Raw genomic sequence first — 21,089 nt, 5'->3', positions numbered from 1 at the left:
CATAAGAATATTTCTTTTATTCTAAATTTTCAATTTAGATTTTTTATTCAAAAAATAAATTTTTAGATAAAAATAGATAATTAGTTGTTGTTTATACTCAATCGGATGAAGCCAAATTTAAATAAAAATAAATTACTCTGGGGAGGACATGATTTCTTATCTTTTTCCGAATTAGATTATTACTCTAAGAAAATAAATATGAAAATAGAACAATATAAGACTTTCTCAAATATGTTTTTCTTCCGAATAAGAAGACATGAACTAAGATCAAAATTAGAAGATTTAATTAGCCTAATCCCTATAATTCGGAATTATCAACAAATGCTTTTCATTGTAATCAAAAAAAATAAGAAAATGTTTAAATAAATTACTTTCTTATAATAGCTAAAATTTTTCTACTAAAAAAATTATTCTTAAAAAGAATATTATAATATATCCCTCCTAAAGAAATCAATTCTATATTTTTAAAATATTTACCTAAAGTTTTTCTCAGACTTTTGAATGAAAAGAATGTAACATGGGTAGGATCATCAAATAATCCTTTAGATCTGAAAAATAAAAACGCATAGGTTACATCATACAATCTTTTAATAGGATAATTAGGAGTCAATAAAATAATCTTCCCTTTCGGTTTAAGCACTCTCCTCAATTCACTTAGATAGAAAGGAATATTCTCTTTTGATATATGCTCTATAATCTGATCTGAAATAATAACATCAAAAAGATTATTCCTAAATGGTAATTCTTGATTTACTTCAATATAAGTTGCATTTTTAAAACCTTTTTCATGACATCGCTTTATACGTTCTTTAGAAACTTCAACACCAAAAATATTTTCATCCTTAAATATATTTTTTAAAAAAAAATAATATTTACCATCCCCACAACCTGAATCCAATACTTTTAATTTTTTATCTTTAATATCTATATTTTTATTAAAAATCTCTCTAAATTTATTACTAACTTGTCCATCCATTGCTCTTTGTAATGCATATTTCTCGAAATTGTTATGCTTATTCCTTCTTAAAAATGCCATATACTCCACCTCCAAAATACCTACCAAAAGTTAAAATCTCAGACATACCTATAAAATATAAACTCGAACCTATAAAACTGGATTTCCTATACCTAACCATCTGCACTTTACCTTTAATACCCTTATTACTCTTGTTTTTATTTGGGATTACCTTCTTTAGAAACTTAATTGACGTACTAATTAAAGGACTAATCAAGAATCCCTTGTAGAAATATTGATCATTGTAATTATATTTACTACAAATATCCTTAAAGTAACTTTTTTCAAATCTATGTATATGATGATGACTTATATCATTTACCCACAAATTGGAATCCTCTTCAAGTTTATACTCTTTTCTAATCATATTGATATATGTCTTTAATTCTTTCCTTTTTTTAAAACTAAATAAATGCTTAAAATAATAATAATTGAATTTATTATTAATTCCTGTAAAAAATAAATATATACCACTTTTATTCAAAACCCTCATTGCTTCAACAATTACTTTATCTGGATCTGCTACATGTTCTAAAACGTCAAAACAAATAATCAGATCAAAGTAATCATTTTCAAAAGGAAGTTTTTCACCAACACCCAACTCTAATTTGACATTTTTTAAGTTCAATCTCTTAATAGTATCTCTTCCAAGTTGTATTGACTTTTTAGAAGGATCTATTCCAATACACTCATAAACATTTTCAGAAATTGGAAATAAATTTTGACCATAACCACAACCAATCTCTAAAACACGAATTTTCTTCTTATTTGTTTTTTTCAAACAATCATTAATAAAATAAGACTTTGAATTTTTCTGTTTCAAGTTAACAACAAATGAATAATCGTCATTATATACTTCTTTATCCCAAATTAAATCTATATTCTTACTCATTTTTCTACTATAATAAAGTATCCACTATGATACTTATTTAATTTTCGATTATCTCGTACAAACTTAGTCCTATCAAAGAAGTACACTAATTCTAGAAATGGGAAAGATATTAATAAGAACAAATGTCTTACTCCCCAAGGCAATATCTTAAAAAATGATTTCAACATGTCTGATAATACTAAAAAGTAATAGCCAGTTACTTCAAATTTTTTCATCTTGAAACCTAACTTATTAAGTTCTAATTTCCATTTTTCATTCGTCCACCTTTGATAGTCCCAAGGGTCAGCATGAATTGGATATAGAAAAGGAATGGTAATCAACAGTTTGCCTCCTTTTTTCAAGACCCTATAACATTCTGAAATCCCTTTCTCGATTTCTTGTACATGTTCAAATAATTCTCCTGCGAGGATAATATCAATACTATTAGATTTTACATTTTTCATATTAGATACATCCAAAACCAAATCAGGACTAAATTTATCTTCAATATCTGCAAATAACCACTTATCAACTTTACTCTTAGGCTTAACAAACTGTCCTCGATCTCTTCCACCAATATCTAGAACTACCCCTTTAAACACAGACTTATTCTTATTCAATATAACATCTATTTGTCTTCTTCTATAAGTAGAATTCAAATAATAATTAATTTTTTTCAATATTTTGTTCATTTTCTATTTCTTAATGTATTCTTTAATTTTAATACTTTAGTCATTTTTGAAATAAATAAAAAATACTTAATGTATAATATACTTTTGTAATATTTCATATTACTGATTTGTTTTGGATCCAATTTATGTTTTTTATGAATTTTAGAAAGAAATTTATAATACTTGTCACCTACTTCATTTAGATTTAGTAAACTTATATTCTTAGAATACTTCGAGTAATTTCGCACAATATCTTCTAATAACTGAGGTATTTGATCCTTTGAATCAAATATTTCACCTCCACTTCCAACAATCTCAGGATGACCACCATCATTATACGCGATTGATGGAAGTCCAGAATGCATTGCCTCTATTAATGAATTAGAACAAGGATCTTTTCTAGATGCAGTTATAAAAATATCTTTTGTCCTTAATAACGAACCCAACTTACCACTATCCATCGCACCAATTAACTTTATATTTTTAAATTTGATTGGTGAATTCCCTACAAAACTCATCTCATATTTACTAAAATTCAAGTTTTCATCTAACCATTTATATATCTCAAATCCTTTATTCATATTTGCTGACCAAGAGGTTATAATAATCTTAATTTTTTTTCCTAATTTTTTATTTTTTACAGGATAAAACAATGTGGGGTCTGGTGCATTTATTATGATTGTTGAATCCGCATTATTATCCAAACCTAATTTGAAATTTTCTGCCTGGCTCCATACTGATTGGAATATAGTTCCATCAGCAAAATCATCATTTATTTTATATATCATCTTATCAATCACTAAATCCTTATCCCTAATTTTAAAGATTGGACCATCAATACGATGAACAAATAATTTCTCTGGAAACTGTAATTTTATTTTTATAAGAGTCTCCAATTCTTGGTGACTATTAAACAATATTATATCTGCATTATCTATATCTCCTTCATAAACATTTCTCTCTATAAAATAATCTCTTAAAGCTTTTAGGAATTGATTACCTCCTCCCCAAGCCCCTTGCTGAAATTCAAATAATATATGAATCTTCATTTAGACACTACCTCTACAATTTTCTTAATTCTCTTCTTGAAAGAATCATAGTTATTAGTTTTTGAGACTTTATCATAATTTTTTATATATAAATTCTCTTTTTTTTCCCCGTCTTCCTTTACTCTATTTAGTTTTACTATAAACTCTGACACATCTTTACAAATACTATACTTATTAAGCATCTCTTTCGCAAAACCTACATCAGTTGATAATATTGACGTATTAGTCAAAGCAGATTCAATAACAGCTTTAGGACCACCTTCTGACTTTGATGTTACCAGATACATATCAATTAAGTTATAGAGTAAATTTATTTTTTCTAAAGATAAGTTATTTACCATTAAATCATCAACATTATTTAAGATTCTAGATTCATCACCAACAAAAATATATGGTATTTTATTTTTTTTACATTGATTAATTAAATAATGCCTTCTCGGACCTGCAAGAACTAAAGTAATATCCTTTGTTTCTAAACCTTTTAAAATTTGAACTAATAGTTCTGGACCTTTTTGCCATTTTGGTTTCCTTAAGTCAGACCCTAGACTATCTCTTTGAAAAGAACCAATCAAGAACTTATCTTTAATTAATTTGTAATCAATATCAACTTGTTTACAAATATCTTTTCTAGATAACTTCAAATCTCTGAAAGTTGTTTCATCAACATAGAATGGATTGTATAGAATCCTACTTTTATTAATACCTAATTCAATTAGAGTTTTCTTCTGTTTTTCATTAGCACAAATCCAATAATTTACATAACTTAAAACTTTTTTCAATTTGTTTTCATAAGAAGACAGATTATTAGTAGCTGTTGCTACGATTATTTTATTTTTGAATAAAAATTTAAAATATTTGAATCTAAAATTGTCTAACAAACTCCACCATACGAATATAATTATATTTGAGGAAAAAATATTTTGAGTTAATGTACAACCTTTAGTATTTTGTATTCCATCAATTAGATGTTCTCTATCTTTATCTATTGACCAACCTATACCATCTTTACCAAAAATAAAAATCTTCTTCATTTTCTAACAACCACTCCATAAAACTCTCCAAAATTAATATGATATGATTCAACTCTAAAACCTGCCTTATCCATTTCATCATAGACTTGTTCTAATGTATACTCAGTGTAATGTGTTGGGTCTAATTTGTAGTTATAACCATTTTCTTTTTTGTAGACACTAAGCCAATCCCTTGTTATCATTGGAACTCTGATTAATATAGTATCACTTAAACTACTCAAACTTTTCAAGAACTTAACTCTGTATTTTATGTGCTCTAAAACATTTGAGAGAATAATTTTGTCAAATTTTTTAATTTTAAATTCAGAGTAATCATATTTGGTTGCATCGCCTGACACAAAAATTAAATTATCTCTTTTGTATCTAGTTTTTGCAACCTTAATCTTCTTGTCGAGTATCTCAATTCCAACAACTTTTTTGCATTTTTTCGATAGTTCATATGCAAGATAACCTTCAGCACAACCTATATCTAATACTGTATCACTTTTTCCTACATTATCTGTGAAGAATTTGAAATAATTCACTATCTTATGTTTTGGCTGATTTTTTTCATTTGGGATTGTTATAAAAATCTTTATCATTGAGTATGAGATATTATGTAAGAATATAGAAAATGAGAATAATGGTTTTCTCAGAAGAGATCTTCTTATTAAATTAATTACCTTAATTAATAATTTTTTCATTTTTTTGAGCCTCCAAAAAACTTTTTACTAATACAGGATAAGAAAGTCAATACTCCATAATGCATTATTAATCTAATATTTAATGGCAACATATAGTAATTTAATTTGGTAATATTATATGCAAATTTATCTTTTAATGTAGGCATCTGATTCTTTTTCTTAGAAATCACTAGATTGAGTATCCATGAAGATTTTTTAGTTTTAAAATAATTACATAGAACCCTGTGAGCTCTCCAACCTTCATATATTTCTAGAGGTCTTGGATCTTTTCTCCACTCTTCATACTTTTCTATTTTCCATGATTTGCTATCGAATAGATTTATTATCTCTTTTTTATCACCTTTCACAAAGACTTTGTGACCATGTCTAAAAATTGGGACGTTGATATGAGCTTCACCTTTAATTTTTAGGATTCTTGATATTTCGCTTAGTGCTTTGTTAAATGTCACTCCATATTCAATCCAATGCTCCATGGATTGATTAGAAAATACGAAGTCAAACATATTATCATTATAAGGAATTTTTTCAACTGAGCCTTTTTTGGTTGCAATAGATTTCTTACCATCTTTAATATCTAAAGGGTCAATCCCATGCCATTTAACATTTTTGGGTAAATTTTCTTTCAAGTATGACCAACTACCACAACCAATCTCTAAAACTGATACTTCCTTTTTTTGTTTACTTAAATATTCAACAAAATTCTTATTTATTCCAATTACATATTTTCTAATTGGAGAACCACTCTCAATTTTGCATTTTTTATTCTTTTTGTCTAAATATTTACAATTTTTACAGCTATTATTTATTGTTTCCATTTTACTTAACCTTTTTTAATACAAGAAGAATTGAATGAGAAGATACTCTTGAGAAGAGTCTTGATATTACAAATGATCTCCCCTTTGCAAAAAAATTACTTGAGCCATATATTTTACTTAGAATAGGTGTGATTATACCTGATTCATCTTTTAGTCCCTTAAATCCATCACGATATGCAATTTCTACTAATTTAAATCCTAATTCTTCAAATCTTTTTGTAACTAATTTCTCATCTAATGCAAATTGATAAAAATCCTTTTTATTTTCTCCAGACCATTTAGAATAGAACCCTAAATTGGATTTTAATTTTCTTAATTTTGACATATGTGGAAAAACTAGAAACAAATAACCATCTTTTTTCACTACTCTTGACATCTCATCGGCAATTGGTTTATATCCATCATAAAAATGCTCTATTACTCCAAATGACCAATAACCATCAAAATGATTATCTTTAAATGGCAATTTCATTACATCTCCTAACACAACATTTAATTTTGGCTTGAATTTTTGAATTAATTTAATTGTCTCTTTTGCATAATCTAAACCAATTGTATTTTTATAACCAACTTTATTTAATTTGTATACATTTTGTCCCATACCACATCCACATTCAAGAATAATAGACTTCTTATTTGGTAGATATTTCTTTGTGAATTTAATTAGTGGATCAAAAGAATAAATTTTCTGAGCATATATTTTTTTGATGTCTTTTTTAGACCATTGTTCATCCCAAAAATTAGAAGTTGCTTGACTACTTACATAAACTAAACGATTGTTTTTTTTATCATAATATTTCATTTTTTAATTACCTCTAAGAACTTTTTAACAATAAGCTTTGCATCATAATTGATTTTTAAATTGTTTTTTGCTAGCTTACCCATTTTCTTATAATCACTAGTAATTACTTTTTCTAGCGCTTTATAAATTTCACTAAAGTTCTTATTTTTGATTATTATTCCATCTTTGCCATCTTCAATGTAGTCACTGGTTCCGTTGTATTTGTTTAATATTACAGGAAGTTCATAATTCATTGCTTCTATATGCGAATACACTGCTGGGTCATCGTAACTTACTAATATGTATATATCTGATTTTTTATAGATTTCAAATACTTCCTCTAGAGAAATACCTATTTCTATTGAAACTTTTTTTTCCAATTTCTTTTCTCTTATAAAATTCAATATCTCATAATAATAATCATTATCAATTATCTCTCTTGCTACAATTTTTAGTCTTATTTTCTCATATTCTTTAGATAATTTCTCGAATTCTTTTATTAACTCAAATACATTTTTTCTCTTTTGAATTTTAGAATTGCAAATAATATTTATTGTCTCATGTTTTTGTTTCTTTATCTTGTCATTTATTGAAATTCCAAAAGGTAAAAATAATGGATTCTTTGAAAATCTTTTAGATTCTTTTTGACCAATTCTTGTTGCACTAACTAGTGTTGCATTTTTCAATAAAGATTTGTATATTTTAATATATATTTTATTTATTATTATTGTTTTAGGAAAATTGATTTTCTGTATGAATACCATTGGCTCAATTTTTTTAATCTTACAGATCATTAATGAGAATAATGACTCTAAAGAATTAAGATTCTTTATTGTGATAATTTTATCTTTTTGAATTAAAGAATATAGTTGAAAAGGATTTGGGATGAATATTTGTTTATTTTTAGAGATAGTTATATTTTGAATTTTTGTATATTTAATATTGGTACTCTTAAGAAATTTATTATTATCGTAAGTTATTAACTCTATTTTAAAATCATTTGAGAGTTCTTCTATAAAATCTTTCACATTATTGTGGTTTCTTGGTTGGATGAAAGTTATTGTTTTCATATTCTTCTCTCCCATTTCCTAATGATGTTTTTTATGTCAAAATCCTTTGCTCGTTCTTTTGATTTTTCCTTATATTTATTGTATTCTTTTTTGTTGTCTAATAAGTATTGAATTGCATTGACATATTCTTTTTTGTTATTAAATGGAACTAATAAACCATATTTTGCTTTTTCGAATTTATTGTCTTTAAACTTCAAATAACTTGTCTCATTTAATATCTCACACGGACCATATTTACAATCATTTGCAATAGTTGGAATACCACAAGCAATATTTTCTAAAAGTACTCTTGGGAATCCTTCATGATTTGAGGGTAGAACTGCAAGATGAGATTTTGTTAGATATTTGAATACATTGTTTCTAATTCCCATAAAAACTACATCTTCTTTTATTTCTAATTGTTTGACATAATTTTTAATTTTTTGTTCTTCAGGGCCTGCCCCAAAAATTACTAATTTTAATTTTTCATTATTTTTTATAAGTTCTTTGAATATATCGAGTATGAAGAAATAGTTTTTTTGTTTTGATAATCTTGCGTTTAAGTATATTACTTTATTCTCTTTAAATAACTTAATTTCAGACTCATTAGTTATTTTTTCTCTTAACTTTTCTTTTATTTCATCAAAATCTAATGGATTGTAAATAAAATCTAAATTGTGAATATTTAAATTTTTTAGATCTTTTTCCATAGCCTCAGAAACTGCAATTACTTTGTCGGATTTTTTATGTAGTGCTATTGAGATTTTTGAGTATATACCTTTGTATAATGAGAGGTAGTTATTTCTTACGACTAACCATAGTTTGAATTTTTTAGTACTATATAATCTAGTTAAAGATAATATTAAATTTGCATCTTCAGCATTTGCTATAATTAAATCATATTTGTTTTGTTTTAGAAATCTCTTGATTAGTAATGGGAAAATGATTGAAAAATATATCATCTTTGTTATAGGATTGCTTTTGTATTTGAATCCTAGAGAATTATGCTTCACTTTTCCTATATCATATTCGTTTTCAAATCTGTAGAATGTTAGAAGCTCTACATTATGTCCTCTATCTTTCAACTCCCTTACCACAATTGATACCGAATTTTCTGCCCCTCCTCCTCTTCTTAAAGAAGATACTACAAATAATATTTTTTTATTCTTTAGAACCATTTCATCATCCTCTTTATTTTTAGATATAATTCGAATAAGAAGAGAATTAACCTATTTGGAAGCAATAGTAAAAAATGCTTGAACAATATACTAAGATTACCTAGAAAACCAAATTTTACATTATAATTTGACTTTGCATTCTTTTGAATTTTAAGAACTGTCCTAATTGTTGTTTTTAATTTTTTATATTTAGTAGTAGATTCAGGATGAATTCTGTATTTTAGTAGATATTCATTTAGTACTCCGAATTTGGCATGATTTGCAAAGAACCTTAACCATAAATCGTAGTCTTGAGAAACTCTATACCTTTCATCATATGGACCATATTTAATAATTAAATCTCTTTTGAACATAACTGTAGGGTGAGCAAATGGAGATTCATATTTTATTGATCTTTTGATATTTGAAATATAGTCCCTTTTTCCCATATTAATTCCTTGAAAATTTATCATATCAATATTTGTTCCACAAACATCTAAATCATTTTTTTGTATGAAATTTAGTTGTTTTTCAAATCTGGTTTTAATTGAGATGTCATCGGCATCCATTCTTGCAATGTATTTGCCTTTTGCATATGTTAAACCAATGTTTAAAGCATGAGTGCAACCTGAATTTCTTTTAGTTTTGTAGAATTTTATTCTTTTATCTTGTTTTTTGTATTTTTGAATTATTGATTGAGATTTATCTTTTGAAGAGTCATCTATGATTATGAATTCGAAGTTTTTATATGTTTGATTTAGAATACTTTTTATTGCTTTTTCTAAAAATTTCCCAGAATTGTAAACTGGCATTACAACCGAGATTATAGGAGAATTATTTTCTTTTTTCATCCTTTAAATATGCAATCTCTCTAGTAAGTTTAGTAATCTCTTCTCGTTGTTTCTCCTTATTTGTATACAATAAAAAAATTATCAAATATGATACAAATATACTCAAATATACAACAAAATTAATTGCGGATTGTATTCCTAAAATATTCTCAATTATAGTTAAAATATTAGGATATAAGAAAACTGTGAAAACAAATCCATATGCTCCAACATAAAATAATTCTAAAATTATCGGCAATCTTTTGTTTGATTTAAATATCTTAAATAAGTATCCAAGAACAACTACACTCATTACTGTAAAAAAGATAGTTATAAATTCCATAGTATTTTAGATTGTATATACTTTATAAATATTTTTATTGTGTTTTTAATTTTATAATCTGAAAATAAATCTTAAAATCATTTTAAATCCATTAAATACGCTCTGACCACTATCAATTTTTCCTAATGAATGTGTTGAATAGATGATCTTTATTGGAATTTCCTTGTAAGATAGCTTGTTTTTATATATTTCACCAATTATTTCTGAGCAGAATTCATATCTATCAAATGAGATATTTATCTTATTGATTGCATTTCTAGAGAATACCTTAAAACCACTTTGAGAGTCTCTTACAAATAATCCGAATATTAAATATGTTATGAAACTTCCAGCAAAGTTTACTGCTCTTCTTTGAAAGGGCATATTTTTTAGAGAACCTACCATTCTAGAACCTATTACTACATCATATTTATTTGCATGTAATATAAGTTTTTTAATTTCTTTTGGTGAGTGTTGACCATCTGAATCTATGAATACAATATAGTCGTAATTATTTCGTTTTGCGTAGATTAATCCAGTATTTGTTGCTGCCCCAGCTCCCCTATTCACTACATGTTTTAAAACTGTTGCGCCAGCTTTTTTTGCAACATTAAAAGTATCATCTTTTGAACAATCATCAATTACTAGAATATTTTTATAACCTTCTTTCTTAATATCTTTTATCACATCAAAAATGACTTTTGCTTCATTATATGCAGGCATTGCAATTAAAATTTTGGATTGTTTCATATTTCCTATTTAGTTTTAAAAATTTGTTATTTATAAAAATAACTGCTTTACAACATTAGTTGCATATTGACCTGAACCTAAATCAAATGTGATGATTACTTTCTTTTTATTCTCATTTAAGTCATCATCAGATGTTTCTTGAATAGTTAAATCCTTAGGAAATATTCTAATATCTCTTTTTACATCAGTTAGTTTTAATTCAGGCATCGAAGGTAGTTTGAAATTTTCAAATGTTAAATTATCTTCTTGAATCATTTTTGATACAATTTCGAGAATTTTAGCATCTAGAGTTTCATTTGAGTTGAAATCTATTAATGAGAGTTCTTTATAATTCTCTAATAAATTTTCTTCCTTTAATTTTAATATTGTTTCATTGAATATATATGATTGATATGCGTTTATGTATAGAGTTCTAATTTTTTTGTGAATTCTTTTAAATCCTCCTGGAAAGTCATTTTTATGTTTTTTCAGATGCTGTAGAATTTTTTGTTCGTTTTCTAGATATCTAGGAGTGGCTTCAAGTACCTTGTCAATCATTTCTAAATCTTGAGATACTATTCCTTCCCAATTTTCTTTTACAGTTTTTACGAAGTTTATCATTAATTCTGATTGCGTCTTGTTTGGAAGTGAGGTTAGTATTTCTTTTACTGCCGATTGTAAATTATTTTGAAGGACATATCTTCCTACAATGTGTGAATTGTTTGCGTAACCAAATCTTTGTTCATCAAAGTAGTTTAGAACTCCATCTTTTTGTAAAGATATTAAGTTCTTTTTTGCTCTTTCTAAATCTTCATCTTCTAAGTCTCTTACAGTTATTGAAAATCTATTTCCGAGATTATCTCCTAAATTTATTCTTGATTTGAATTTATCGATGAATTCAAGTTTTAGATCTTCTTGGTTGTTAAAAAAATCTAAATTTGTTTGATAATTTTCTTCATTGATGCCATAAACTGATACTAATTGAGATGTTACTCCTACTTTGTCTTTTATTCCAGAAAAGTGTACTAATTTTTTAGATGTATTGAATGTTCTTGCAATTTTTTGAAGTGCATTCATTTGATTGTAGTTTGTTTTAGTTAGTTTAAAGTAATAATAAGGTTGTTTTCTTTCTTCATCTCTATCTTTGAAAATGTCTAAGTCAAAAATCTCATCTACAATAAAATCTTGAGGTATTTGTTTTAATTTCATAAGTAATTAGAATTAGTTTTAGTTTATAAAATGTCTTCATCAAACATGCTATAATGTCTTAAATTAGAGACAATTAAATGATCGAGAAATCTTAAGTTTAGAGATTTTGCAATATTATGTATTTTTTTGGTTATGTTTTTATCTTCTTGAGATGGAGTTATGTCTTGAGAAGGATGATTATGTATTAGAAAGAATCCTGATGCTGAATAAATTAAGCATTTTCTTATTATTTTTCTTGGCTCAATTATAGTATAGTTTATTGAACCTTCTCCTACGAATTCTTTTTTTATTACTTGATTTTTGGAATCAACAAATACGCACATAACTTTTTCTTCAGGCAGATTAGAAAAATCAGCTTTGACATATTCAAATACATCATTTGAAGAATTTAATTTCATATTCTTATCAAATCCTTTTTGTGAGAATCTTCTAGATATTTCAAATAGTGCGACGATTTGACATGCTTTTGCTTTACTAATGCCTCGAAATTCAAGAAGTTCATGATAAGTTTTCCTTGACACAAGATTAGTACTAAATTCTCTTAAGATTTCTCTTGAGAGGTCTAATACACTTTTACCTTTTATTCCTACTCTAAGTATTATAGCTAGAAGCTCTGCATCGCTAAGATGAAGAGGTCCTAAGTTTATCAGTTTTTCCCTTGGCATTTCATCTTCGAGTAGATCTTGAATTTGAGGCATTGAAATATTTAGAATTATTTTTTTTAAATAGTTTGTTTTGAAAGTTTATCCCAAAATTGAAAAGTTTATCCAGATTTATTGAAATGATGAAAAAAAATTGAGTATTTCCTTTGTGTTTACACAAAAATATTATAAACAGATTCTCTCTTTTTTTAATATGGATGATTTTTTCAAGGATATTAATTTCCCTTATTCTTCTTTAAGACTTGGACAAGATAAATTTATTTTAGATGTTTTCAAGACTATTTCTGCAAAAAAGAATATTTTGATTAGCGCGCCTACTGGCCTTGGTAAGACTGTTTCAGCACTTGCTCCAGCACTGCATTTTGCAAAGCAGAACAATTTAACTATTATTTATTTAACTTCTAGGCAGACTCAAGCAAATCAAGTTATTAAAACTATTAAGGATATCAATAATTTTGGAAGTAACAAAATTATTGGACAATCTTTAGATAAATCTAAAGATAGTATAAATCAAAAATCCAAAACTACTATTAGTTATGTTGGATTTATTGGAAAACGATCAATGTGTGTTCATGATGAAAGAGACTTATATCCTGCTTCAGATTTCAATGATTTTTGTAAGAAAATGAAAGAGAAGGGTAAGTGTAAGTATTTTAAAAATGTTAAAGATTCAGATAATGAAGATAAAATTAAAGCTATTTTAGATGAGAGTTCTAATAGTTTTATGGATGTCGAAGGATTTATTAATATTTCTCATGCGAGTCAATTTTGCCCTTATGAAGTTGCAGGACTTAAAGCTTTCAAAACTGATGTAATTATTTGTGATTATAATTATTTATTTGCAACAGGTATTAAAGAAAATTTTTTAGGTAAAATTGGAAGAGTAATTGAAGAGTGTATTGTTGTAGTTGATGAAGCTCATAATTTGCCTGATAGAGTTAGGAGTGCTTATTCTTATTCCCTTAATTCGCAAATGATTTCTGATGCTCTTAAAGAGATGGGAGATTTTGTTAAGACTTCAGAGTATGATAATTATATTTATTGTGTTCGTGATACTCTTGAAGAGACTGGACACAAGAGTTTAGGTGATGGAAATAATGAGGCAACAACTTCAAAAGAGAAGTTTATGGATTTATATTTATCCAAGGTTGGACAACTTGTAGGAAATTCGGAGATTATTGAAAAGTTGAAAGATATTGAAAGACTCGTTAAAGAAGATAGAGTTGTATCCCATATTGGTCGTCTTGCTAATTTTTTGGATAGATTTAAAGAACTTGATGAGGAGAATTTTATTAGACAAGTTGTTCGTGAAAAGAAAAAAGGTGTAGATAGTCTTAGTTTGAAAATAAGATGTATTGACCCTTCAAATCTTGCTTCAGATATTGTGAATCATACTTATTCTACTATTTTAATGTCTGGAACTCTTAGCCCTATTGAGATGTATAGAGATATTTTAGGTGTAGGAAATGCTTCTCTTCTAGAACTTGAGAGTCCATTTGCTAATAAGAATCAAAAGATGATTGTTCTTGAAGATGTGACTACTAAGTATAGTGCTAGGAGTTCAGATATGTTTAAAAAAATTTCAACTCATATTGAGAATTGTTTAAATGGTGCATCGGATCAGAATTCTATAGTTTTCTTTCCCAGTTATGATTTGATGGATAGAATTATTGAAAATATGAATATGAGTAGACTTTTTAGAAAAGTTTTAAGAGAACAAAGATATATGACAAAAGAAGAAAAAGAAGCTTTTGTTGATAAATTTAAATCTAAGGGTACTTTTGATGATAAGGCTAAAGTTTTATTTGCAGTGACTTCAGGTTCTTTTGCTGAAGGATTAGATTTACCTGAGGATATGCTTGAGATGGTTATTGTTGTTGGCTTGCCTTTAGGAGTTCCTGATTTGTATACTAATGCAGTTATTAGACATTATGATAAGAAGTTTCGTAAAGGACAATTATATGGTTATATTTATCCTGCTATGACTAAGATTATTCAAGCAGCTGGTCGTTGTATTAGAACTGAAGAAGATAGGGGAGTCGTCGTTTTAATGGATAATAGATTTTTATGGCCTCTTTACGCACAAGCTTTCCCGAAACATTGGAAGTTTGATAGAACTAAAGAATACAAATTGATGATTGGAAATTTTTTTGATAAATAAAATTAAATTTTCAAACTATATTGTCCTTTTTGATTATTAGGATCTTTTTTTAGAATGTATCTGTTTTGAACTTCTTCTTTGAATTGCTTAGTTATTTCTGGTTCTTGAAAATATTTTCCAAGAGTTCCTTTATTTGTGTAAGTTATAGGAAAATTCACAATTCTTGCTAATTTAGATGTTTCTTCAATGATTTTTTCAAGTTTAGTTTCATCTATTTGTGAATCAATATTTAATACTGCATTTAATCCTAATCTTACTGACATAAAAAATGTTAATTAATCTTAATTTATAATATTTGTTGAATTAATATTAATTTTAATTACTTAGCAATTTACTAATCAATACTTTTAAAAGTATTTAATTTTAAATTATTTTAGAAATGGTTAATATGAATGATTTTTTTAATAAGAAATATAATTATGCAGTTATTGGAGCTTCAAATAATAAAGAAAAATATGGCTTTAAGATTGTTAAAGCTTTACATGATAATGGTTTTAAGGTTATTCCTATTAATCCTAGAGAATATAAGGTTTATGATTTACAATGTTACCCTTCACTTTTTGAAGTTAAAGAGATTATAGATGTTGTAGATTTTGTAGTGCCCCCTAAAGTTACTCTTAAAATTTTAGAAATTCTGAAAGAATCAAATATTAGAAAGGTATGGTTTCAACCTGGATCGTTTAATGATGATTGTATTAAATTTTGTATTAAGAATAAAATTAGTTATATGAAAGATTTTTGTTTATATTCACAAGCTTTGAAAGAATCTGAATGATTAATTTTAATAAGTAGTTTTAAATAGAATATCTAGTTCTATTTATATATGATTGAATTCTATAAAAATACTATAACTAATAAAAAATTACAAAAGTATGATGAATTCTCAAAAGGTTCTTGGATATATGTAGTTAAACCTTCAAAACATGAATTGAATGAATTAAGTGAAAAGTACCAACTTGATATTGAATTATTAGAAGAGTGTTTAGATGAGAATGAACTTCCAAGAGTAGATTATGATATTCATGATAATTCATATATATATTCTAAATATGTAGATATCTTTGATCTTAAACTCTACACTATGCTAACAATTATTGGGAAAAATTTTATTATGACTATTCTTCCTAAAGAAAAGAAAATTTTAAAAGAAATTTTTGATGAGAAAGTAAATATTATTACAACTCAAAAAATTCGAACACTCTTATATATCTTGGAGATATTGATAAATAATACACAAGATTCTGTTTTAAAAATTGTTAAAGAAGTAAATAAAATTAAAAATGCAAGAAAAGAAATTAGACAAAAAGACTTAGAAAATTTATTAAGATATGAAGAATTTTTAAGTGAACTTATTTCTAATTATAATTATTCGAATAATTTATTCTTTAAAATACCTAAAAAGTTTAAATTATTTCAAGAAGATAGTATGCTTCTTAAAGATCTCATAGTTGAAACAGAAGAAGGTATGCACATTTGTAAGAATTCACTTAAGTCTATTACAAATATTAGAAGTTTTTATTCAAGTATACTTTCAAATAGATTAAATAAAAATATTACATTTCTTACTATTGCAACAATTTTATTAAATATTCCTGCAGTAATTGGTTCTTTGTATGGTATGAATGTGAATATTCCACTTTCACAAAATCCATTTATCTTTTATTATATATTATTATTAATGTTTGTTATTATTGTTAGTTTTCTTTATTTATTTAAAAAAATGGGAGTTTTCAAATATTAAATTGTCTATATTTATTTCCATAAAAAACTTTAGAAATCGTAAGCTTTATAAATACCCCTTTATAAACCATTTATAAGTAAAACAAATTTATTAAAAAAATGGCAATGATGATAGTAACATATAGAGTAATGCCTGAAGACGGCGAAGTAGAGTATTCTCAATTAGAGAAAGTGACTAAAGAAACAGTTTTGGCATATGATGAATCAGTTAAAATTAACTCAGTTGAAGAACATGAAGTTGGTTTTGGTTTGAAAGCTGTTAAAATTAATTTAAGCGTAAATGAAAATTGTGGTTCTGAAGCATTAGAAGAACAATTAAAAGAGCTTGAAGAGATTGGTGATGTTATTGTTGAAGCAATGAGTAGAGCATTTGGGTAAAACAAAAAAATGAGCGAACTAAATACGAAAATTGTAAATGTTGTGATTTCAACTTCTCTAGATCACAAAATTCCTTTAGAGAGATTAATTATGGATCTGCCAAACACAGAGTATAATCCTGAACAATTCCCAGGATTAATTATGAAAATTAGAGAGCCTAAGGCCTCTTTTCTAATTTTTTCATCAGGTAAAGTTGTATGTACAGGAACTAAGTCACTTGAAGAAGTTGAATTAGCTATCCAAAAATTAATTGAATATATGAAGAAAGTTGATATTACTATTACAATTAAACCTAAAGTTAGGGTTGAAAATATTGTAGCATCTTCAGATATTAACATGAAACTTGATTTAAATGAGATTGCAATTAAATTAACTAATGTAGAGTATGAACCTGAACAATTCCCAGGTTTAGTATTTAAAATTCATGATGAGACTGGAGCAACATTTTTAATTTTTGGAAACGGAAAGATTGTTTGTACTGGTACTAAATCCGATAAAGATGTACATATTGCAATTAAGAACTTGTTAATTATTCTTAAGAAGCATGATGTGAAGAATTACAAAGAAATAGAAGAAGCCAAATAAAATATATATTTTTTCTTTAATTTTATAAATAACTTTATAAAGTATTTTTTTCTAAGATAATTATGGAAAATAAAGCCGAAGGCCTATTTAATAAACTAATTATTGGACTTGCAAATGCAATTAATGAATATGAATCTTCAAAAACAAATACATATTTAATTACATTTACTCCAATAAGAGACATTTTAAGTCGTTTATTTACAAATGAAGAGAGAGTGTTTTTCAAAAATCCAAATGTATACATAAATGTAAATGAAATTAAACCTTATTTTGAAGAATATCTAAAATTGTTAAAATTTCATTTACAATTTTGTGATGAATTAACTAAAAAACCTAATGATATAGATTCTCAAAAATACTTAATAGAACTAAGAAATTTATATAGAGATTTCTTTGAAAAGATTCCTGAAGACTTAAAATATACATTTAAAGATAATCTTCAGTATATTATGAAATTAGGTTAAGTGTTTTTTCTTTAATTTTATAAATAACTTTTAATTATTTCTATTATGGCTTGCACTAGATGTATTGAGAACCCCGTATTTAAATTACCTAATAAGACATTGTGTAAACTCTGTTTCATCAAGTATTTTGAAGGCAAAGTTTTCAAAACTATGCGAAAATTTGAACTTTTTGATGTTAATGATAAATTAGTTGTTGCAGTTTCTGGCGGAAAAGATTCAATTACTGTTTTGTATCTTACACATAAATATTTATCTAAAGTAAATTTGCAAAAAAATATTACTGCATTAGCAATTGATGAGGGTATTGCAGATTATAGAGAACATACTCTTGAATTTCTAAAAGATTTTTGTTCTAATTTGGGTGTTGAATTACATATCAATTCATATAAAGAACAATTCGGATTAACTGTTGATGAGAGTGTTAAAAAATTAGAAAATACAAATATTTCTCCTTGCAATACTTGTGGAACTTTTAGAAGAACAGCACTTAATACTGGAGCTCGTGAATTAGGAGCAACAAAAGTTGTTACAGGACATAATTTAGATGATGAGGCGCAATCTATTCTACTTAATATTTTTAAGAATAATTTTAAGATTTTGACTCGTTTAGGACCCCATAACGGGGTTGTTTCAGATGATAAATTTATTCCTAGAGTTAAACCACTATACTTAATGTCTGAGAAGGAGATTCGATTATATACTGTTCTTAAAGGTTTTGATGTTGGTTATGATGAGTGTCCTTATGCGAGAGGTTCTTTTAGAGCAAATATCGGTGAAATGATTAATAAGTTAGAAGATGAACATAAAGGAGTTAAGTCTTCAGCAGTTAAATTCTATCTTGAAGTACAAGACAAGCTAAAGGAGAAATTCATTGATGAGGAAGGCTCTGGAGTCTCTTATTGTAGTAAATGTAGTGAGCCTTCACAAAGAAAAGTTTGTAATACTTGCGAGATGCAAGAGAAAATTTTGAAATTATAAAATCTCATCAATATTTTTAGATATTTTGTTGTATAGTTCTATGAACCCATTTGTTTCTATTTCAATGTAGTTTAATATTTTATTGTATTCTTTATTCTCGTAATATCCAGCAATTACGCTTCCATCTTCTTCTTTTGATGAAATTGATGAGAGTGATGCGCCTACAAATTCACCTCTTTTTATTATTGCTAAGAATTTTAAATCCACTTGAGGATATTTCTCAAGATAGTGGCCTACATCAAATGTTTCTAGATTGTATTTTTTGAATTTTACTGATAGAAATTTCCACTCATATAATAAATTGAATCCTACTGGAATGAATTGCCAAGGATTTCTTGTAAAGAACCATTTATGTATGAATTTTACTATCTCTTCTTCACCATCTTCCCATTCTTTTAGAATTTGTAATTTTCCTATCTTTTCTCCAGTTTTTAAATCAAATTTCTGGAATTGAATTGTTATAATCTTATCCGTTTCAGGGTTTGGGAATTCACCAGGAGAATAAGTTTCTATATCAAAATAATGTCCTTGCATAAATGATAATAAAGAAAAGAATTAATAAAAGTTTTGATTTATAGAACTGCTTGAGTCTCTTTTCTTAAAAAGAATATTGCAACTATTCCTGCAATTAAATCAGATATAGGAAATGCAAACCAAATTCCAGCTAGACCAAAATAATATGAAAAAATGATTACTAAAGGAATAAATAGTATTACTTGCCTTAGTAGAGATATTAATAATGCTGGTTTTACTTTACCTAGTGATTGATATACTCCTCCTGCGATTAAATATATTCCAACAATTGGAAATACCAAGAATACAGTTCTCAGTATTGATGCAGTAGCCTCTAGTAGTTGAATATCTGATGTAAAAAGTGATGCTACAAAATTTGGGAATAACATTATTATACTAAATGAAAATAATCCAACTAAAGAGACTGAATATGATGAAAGTTTAATTGCTTCAATAACTCTTTGAGGTTTTTTAGCTCCATGATTATATCCTACAATTGGCTGCATTCCCAAAACCATTCCAAACATAGGCATTACTAAAAACATCATAACTCTAGTAATAATTCCATATGCTGCAATAGTTGTATTTGTTCCATATATTACTAATAAGTTATTTACTACTAGAATCATTATAGCCATAGATACTTGACGAGCAAATGAAGATAATCCAATTGCAATTGTCTCTGAGATTATAATCTTATTGAATTTTAAATCTTTAAATGAAAGTTTAATACTATTATAATCACTAAAATAATAAATAATTACTCCTAGACTTGAAAACAAATATGAAATAATAGTACCATATGCTGCACCTTTCATTCCCATATCCAATCCAAATATAAAAATAGGTGTTATAATAATGTTTGCAAGAGCTGATGAGAGCATAACTCCCATTGAGATTTTTGCATGACCTTGAGCTCTAATTATATTATTTGCTGACATTGCAAACATCAAAAAAAATATACCATAAAATAATATTTGTAGATAATCTTTTGCATATGGAAATATGTCTGGAGTTGCTCCAAAGAAATATAGCATTGGGTCGATAAAATAATTTCCTAATATTATGAAGAAAAGACTTGTTAGAAACATTATTGATATATAATTACCTATAGTTTGCTTAGCCTTTTCTAAATCATTTGACCCAAGAGCCCTTGATACTATTGAAGACACTCCTACTCCAAACATCTGAGCAATTGCCATTAAAAACATTATAATAGGAAATCCAATAGTGATTCCTGCTATTCCTAATGAACCTATACCTCGACTAACATATATTGTATCTACAATTTGAAAAAGACTCATTACAACCATTGCAACTACAGAAGGCATTGAGAGTTTAAATAAAAGTTTTGATACTTTTTCTTTTCCTAAAAAACTTGATTCATTTTTCACTA

At 26.4% G+C, this 21,089-nt stretch carries 26 protein-coding genes; 8 read left to right on the top strand and 18 right to left on the bottom strand.

Going from position 1 to position 21,089, the window contains the following annotated elements; genetic code table 11:
* Positions 1 to 105 precede the first annotated feature (105 nt).
* Positions 106 to 366: a hypothetical protein gene (locus PF569_02945; protein MDA3855191.1), complete on the top strand. Its 261-nt coding sequence runs from the start codon at positions 106 to 108 to the stop codon at positions 364 to 366.
* A 1-nt stretch (position 367) separates the two neighbouring features.
* Here PF569_02945 and PF569_02940 read toward each other — a convergent pair whose 3' ends face one another.
* The 15 genes from PF569_02940 to radC are packed head-to-tail and all read right to left on the bottom strand — an operon-like array spanning position 368 to position 12,910.
* On the bottom strand, positions 368 to 1,036 hold the full coding sequence (locus PF569_02940; protein ID MDA3855190.1) for a methyltransferase domain-containing protein: 669 nt from the start codon (positions 1,034 to 1,036) through the stop codon (positions 368 to 370).
* Positions 1,014 to 1,907, bottom strand: a complete 894-nt coding sequence (locus PF569_02935; protein ID MDA3855189.1) for a class I SAM-dependent methyltransferase — start codon at positions 1,905 to 1,907, stop codon at positions 1,014 to 1,016. The genes PF569_02940 and PF569_02935 overlap by 23 nt, the downstream gene beginning before the upstream one ends.
* Positions 1,904 to 2,578, bottom strand: coding sequence for a methyltransferase domain-containing protein (locus tag PF569_02930; GenBank protein MDA3855188.1), 675 nt, complete (start codon positions 2,576 to 2,578; stop codon positions 1,904 to 1,906). Before PF569_02930 ends, PF569_02935 begins: the two co-directional genes overlap by 4 nt.
* Positions 2,575 to 3,606, bottom strand: a complete 1,032-nt coding sequence (locus tag PF569_02925; GenBank protein MDA3855187.1) for a glycosyltransferase — start codon at positions 3,604 to 3,606, stop codon at positions 2,575 to 2,577. Before PF569_02925 ends, PF569_02930 begins: the two co-directional genes overlap by 4 nt.
* Positions 3,603 to 4,637 (bottom strand): glycosyltransferase, encoded by a 1,035-nt coding sequence (locus PF569_02920; GenBank protein ID MDA3855186.1) that lies wholly within the window; start codon positions 4,635 to 4,637, stop codon positions 3,603 to 3,605. Before PF569_02920 ends, PF569_02925 begins: the two co-directional genes overlap by 4 nt.
* Complete coding sequence (locus PF569_02915) at positions 4,634 to 5,320, bottom strand: class I SAM-dependent methyltransferase (protein MDA3855185.1); 687 nt, start codon at positions 5,318 to 5,320, stop codon at positions 4,634 to 4,636. The genes PF569_02920 and PF569_02915 overlap by 4 nt, the downstream gene beginning before the upstream one ends.
* Positions 5,317 to 6,135, bottom strand: coding sequence for a class I SAM-dependent methyltransferase (locus PF569_02910; protein ID MDA3855184.1), 819 nt, complete (start codon positions 6,133 to 6,135; stop codon positions 5,317 to 5,319). The genes PF569_02915 and PF569_02910 overlap by 4 nt, the downstream gene beginning before the upstream one ends.
* A gap of 1 nt (position 6,136) precedes the next feature.
* On the bottom strand, positions 6,137 to 6,937 hold the full coding sequence (locus PF569_02905; protein MDA3855183.1) for a class I SAM-dependent methyltransferase: 801 nt from the start codon (positions 6,935 to 6,937) through the stop codon (positions 6,137 to 6,139).
* Positions 6,934 to 7,986: a glycosyltransferase family 4 protein gene (locus PF569_02900; protein ID MDA3855182.1), complete on the bottom strand. Its 1,053-nt coding sequence runs from the start codon at positions 7,984 to 7,986 to the stop codon at positions 6,934 to 6,936. Before PF569_02900 ends, PF569_02905 begins: the two co-directional genes overlap by 4 nt.
* The gene (locus tag PF569_02895; protein ID MDA3855181.1) at positions 7,983 to 9,143 is read right to left on the bottom strand and encodes a glycosyltransferase; all 1,161 of its coding nucleotides are present in this window, start codon (positions 9,141 to 9,143) and stop codon (positions 7,983 to 7,985) included. Before PF569_02895 ends, PF569_02900 begins: the two co-directional genes overlap by 4 nt.
* Positions 9,134 to 9,973, bottom strand: coding sequence for a glycosyltransferase (locus PF569_02890; protein MDA3855180.1), 840 nt, complete (start codon positions 9,971 to 9,973; stop codon positions 9,134 to 9,136). Before PF569_02890 ends, PF569_02895 begins: the two co-directional genes overlap by 10 nt.
* Positions 9,957 to 10,295: a DUF2304 domain-containing protein gene (locus PF569_02885; GenBank protein ID MDA3855179.1), complete on the bottom strand. Its 339-nt coding sequence runs from the start codon at positions 10,293 to 10,295 to the stop codon at positions 9,957 to 9,959. Before PF569_02885 ends, PF569_02890 begins: the two co-directional genes overlap by 17 nt.
* Positions 10,296 to 10,346: 51 nt before the next feature.
* Positions 10,347 to 11,024 (bottom strand): glycosyltransferase family 2 protein, encoded by a 678-nt coding sequence (locus PF569_02880; GenBank protein ID MDA3855178.1) that lies wholly within the window; start codon positions 11,022 to 11,024, stop codon positions 10,347 to 10,349.
* A gap of 30 nt (positions 11,025 to 11,054) precedes the next feature.
* Entirely contained in the window at positions 11,055 to 12,212 is a 1,158-nt protein-coding gene (gene truD, locus PF569_02875; GenBank protein MDA3855177.1) for a tRNA pseudouridine(13) synthase TruD, read from the bottom strand.
* 23 nt (positions 12,213 to 12,235) lie between these two features.
* On the bottom strand, positions 12,236 to 12,910 hold the full coding sequence (radC, locus tag PF569_02870; protein MDA3855176.1) for a DNA repair protein RadC: 675 nt from the start codon (positions 12,908 to 12,910) through the stop codon (positions 12,236 to 12,238).
* A 157-nt stretch (positions 12,911 to 13,067) separates the two neighbouring features.
* Between radC and PF569_02865 the strand changes: the two genes are divergently transcribed.
* Positions 13,068 to 15,035, top strand: coding sequence for an ATP-dependent DNA helicase (locus tag PF569_02865; GenBank protein ID MDA3855175.1), 1,968 nt, complete (start codon positions 13,068 to 13,070; stop codon positions 15,033 to 15,035).
* Positions 15,036 to 15,037: 2 nt separating this feature from the next.
* Here PF569_02865 and PF569_02860 read toward each other — a convergent pair whose 3' ends face one another.
* On the bottom strand, positions 15,038 to 15,298 hold the full coding sequence (locus tag PF569_02860; protein MDA3855174.1) for a hypothetical protein: 261 nt from the start codon (positions 15,296 to 15,298) through the stop codon (positions 15,038 to 15,040).
* Between the two features lie 116 nt (positions 15,299 to 15,414).
* Between PF569_02860 and PF569_02855 the strand changes: the two genes are divergently transcribed.
* The 6 genes from PF569_02855 (at position 15,415) to PF569_02830 (ending at position 19,180) form a co-directional block, all read left to right on the top strand.
* Positions 15,415 to 15,810: a CoA-binding protein gene (locus tag PF569_02855; GenBank protein ID MDA3855173.1), complete on the top strand. Its 396-nt coding sequence runs from the start codon at positions 15,415 to 15,417 to the stop codon at positions 15,808 to 15,810.
* A 48-nt stretch (positions 15,811 to 15,858) separates the two neighbouring features.
* Positions 15,859 to 16,776 (top strand): magnesium transporter CorA family protein, encoded by a 918-nt coding sequence (locus PF569_02850; GenBank protein MDA3855172.1) that lies wholly within the window; start codon positions 15,859 to 15,861, stop codon positions 16,774 to 16,776.
* Between the two features lie 98 nt (positions 16,777 to 16,874).
* Positions 16,875 to 17,153: a hypothetical protein gene (locus tag PF569_02845; protein ID MDA3855171.1), complete on the top strand. Its 279-nt coding sequence runs from the start codon at positions 16,875 to 16,877 to the stop codon at positions 17,151 to 17,153.
* Positions 17,154 to 17,162: 9 nt separating this feature from the next.
* Entirely contained in the window at positions 17,163 to 17,738 is a 576-nt protein-coding gene (locus PF569_02840) for a TATA-box-binding protein (protein ID MDA3855170.1), read from the top strand.
* Positions 17,739 to 17,800: 62 nt separating this feature from the next.
* Complete coding sequence (locus PF569_02835) at positions 17,801 to 18,202, top strand: hypothetical protein (GenBank protein ID MDA3855169.1); 402 nt, start codon at positions 17,801 to 17,803, stop codon at positions 18,200 to 18,202.
* A 150-nt stretch (positions 18,203 to 18,352) separates the two neighbouring features.
* Positions 18,353 to 19,180, top strand: coding sequence for a TIGR00269 family protein (locus tag PF569_02830; GenBank protein MDA3855168.1), 828 nt, complete (start codon positions 18,353 to 18,355; stop codon positions 19,178 to 19,180).
* Here PF569_02830 and PF569_02825 read toward each other — a convergent pair.
* Together PF569_02825 and PF569_02820 are read right to left on the bottom strand one after the other, a co-directional pair.
* Positions 19,175 to 19,714: a hypothetical protein gene (locus PF569_02825; GenBank protein ID MDA3855167.1), complete on the bottom strand. Its 540-nt coding sequence runs from the start codon at positions 19,712 to 19,714 to the stop codon at positions 19,175 to 19,177. The two genes, PF569_02830 and PF569_02825, sit on opposite strands and share 6 nt — an antisense overlap.
* Before the next feature lie 38 nt (positions 19,715 to 19,752).
* Positions 19,753 to 21,087 carry an MATE family efflux transporter gene (locus tag PF569_02820; GenBank protein ID MDA3855166.1) on the bottom strand — a complete coding sequence of 445 codons (1,335 nt, stop codon included), beginning with the start codon at positions 21,085 to 21,087 and terminating at the stop codon, positions 19,753 to 19,755.
* Between the last annotated feature and the right edge of the window lie 2 nt (positions 21,088 to 21,089).

The organism is Candidatus Woesearchaeota archaeon (assembly GCA_027858315.1).
GTDB lineage: Archaea > Nanobdellota > Nanobdellia > Woesearchaeales > UBA583 > UBA583.
Note: the sequence above shows the minus strand (reverse complement) of the source record. Positions and strands in the feature narration are given on the sequence as shown.

What these genes read in the sequence shown, in the direction of transcription:
- PF569_02945 (MDA3855191.1), top strand. Translation starts at nt 106, where the DNA reads ATGAAGCCAAATTTAAATAAAAATAAATTACTCTGGGGAGGACATGAT.
- PF569_02940 (MDA3855190.1), bottom strand. Translation starts at nt 1,036, where the DNA reads ATGGCATTTTTAAGAAGGAATAAGCATAACAATTTCGAGAAATATGCA.
- PF569_02935 (MDA3855189.1), bottom strand. Translation starts at nt 1,907, where the DNA reads ATGAGTAAGAATATAGATTTAATTTGGGATAAAGAAGTATATAATGAC.
- PF569_02930 (MDA3855188.1), bottom strand. Translation starts at nt 2,578, where the DNA reads ATGAACAAAATATTGAAAAAAATTAATTATTATTTGAATTCTACTTAT.
- PF569_02925 (MDA3855187.1), bottom strand. Translation starts at nt 3,606, where the DNA reads ATGAAGATTCATATATTATTTGAATTTCAGCAAGGGGCTTGGGGAGGA.
- PF569_02920 (MDA3855186.1), bottom strand. Translation starts at nt 4,637, where the DNA reads ATGAAGAAGATTTTTATTTTTGGTAAAGATGGTATAGGTTGGTCAATA.
- PF569_02915 (MDA3855185.1), bottom strand. Translation starts at nt 5,320, where the DNA reads ATGAAAAAATTATTAATTAAGGTAATTAATTTAATAAGAAGATCTCTT.
- PF569_02910 (MDA3855184.1), bottom strand. Translation starts at nt 6,135, where the DNA reads ATGGAAACAATAAATAATAGCTGTAAAAATTGTAAATATTTAGACAAA.
- PF569_02905 (MDA3855183.1), bottom strand. Translation starts at nt 6,937, where the DNA reads ATGAAATATTATGATAAAAAAAACAATCGTTTAGTTTATGTAAGTAGT.
- PF569_02900 (MDA3855182.1), bottom strand. Translation starts at nt 7,986, where the DNA reads ATGAAAACAATAACTTTCATCCAACCAAGAAACCACAATAATGTGAAA.
- PF569_02895 (MDA3855181.1), bottom strand. Translation starts at nt 9,143, where the DNA reads ATGGTTCTAAAGAATAAAAAAATATTATTTGTAGTATCTTCTTTAAGA.
- PF569_02890 (MDA3855180.1), bottom strand. Translation starts at nt 9,973, where the DNA reads ATGAAAAAAGAAAATAATTCTCCTATAATCTCGGTTGTAATGCCAGTT.
- PF569_02885 (MDA3855179.1), bottom strand. Translation starts at nt 10,295, where the DNA reads ATGGAATTTATAACTATCTTTTTTACAGTAATGAGTGTAGTTGTTCTT.
- PF569_02880 (MDA3855178.1), bottom strand. Translation starts at nt 11,024, where the DNA reads ATGAAACAATCCAAAATTTTAATTGCAATGCCTGCATATAATGAAGCA.
- truD (MDA3855177.1), bottom strand. Translation starts at nt 12,212, where the DNA reads ATGAAATTAAAACAAATACCTCAAGATTTTATTGTAGATGAGATTTTT.
- radC (MDA3855176.1), bottom strand. Translation starts at nt 12,910, where the DNA reads ATGCCTCAAATTCAAGATCTACTCGAAGATGAAATGCCAAGGGAAAAA.
- PF569_02865 (MDA3855175.1), top strand. Translation starts at nt 13,068, where the DNA reads ATGGATGATTTTTTCAAGGATATTAATTTCCCTTATTCTTCTTTAAGA.
- PF569_02860 (MDA3855174.1), bottom strand. Translation starts at nt 15,298, where the DNA reads ATGTCAGTAAGATTAGGATTAAATGCAGTATTAAATATTGATTCACAA.
- PF569_02855 (MDA3855173.1), top strand. Translation starts at nt 15,415, where the DNA reads ATGGTTAATATGAATGATTTTTTTAATAAGAAATATAATTATGCAGTT.
- PF569_02850 (MDA3855172.1), top strand. Translation starts at nt 15,859, where the DNA reads ATGATTGAATTCTATAAAAATACTATAACTAATAAAAAATTACAAAAG.
- PF569_02845 (MDA3855171.1), top strand. Translation starts at nt 16,875, where the DNA reads ATGGCAATGATGATAGTAACATATAGAGTAATGCCTGAAGACGGCGAA.
- PF569_02840 (MDA3855170.1), top strand. Translation starts at nt 17,163, where the DNA reads ATGAGCGAACTAAATACGAAAATTGTAAATGTTGTGATTTCAACTTCT.
- PF569_02835 (MDA3855169.1), top strand. Translation starts at nt 17,801, where the DNA reads ATGGAAAATAAAGCCGAAGGCCTATTTAATAAACTAATTATTGGACTT.
- PF569_02830 (MDA3855168.1), top strand. Translation starts at nt 18,353, where the DNA reads ATGCGAAAATTTGAACTTTTTGATGTTAATGATAAATTAGTTGTTGCA.
- PF569_02825 (MDA3855167.1), bottom strand. Translation starts at nt 19,714, where the DNA reads ATGCAAGGACATTATTTTGATATAGAAACTTATTCTCCTGGTGAATTC.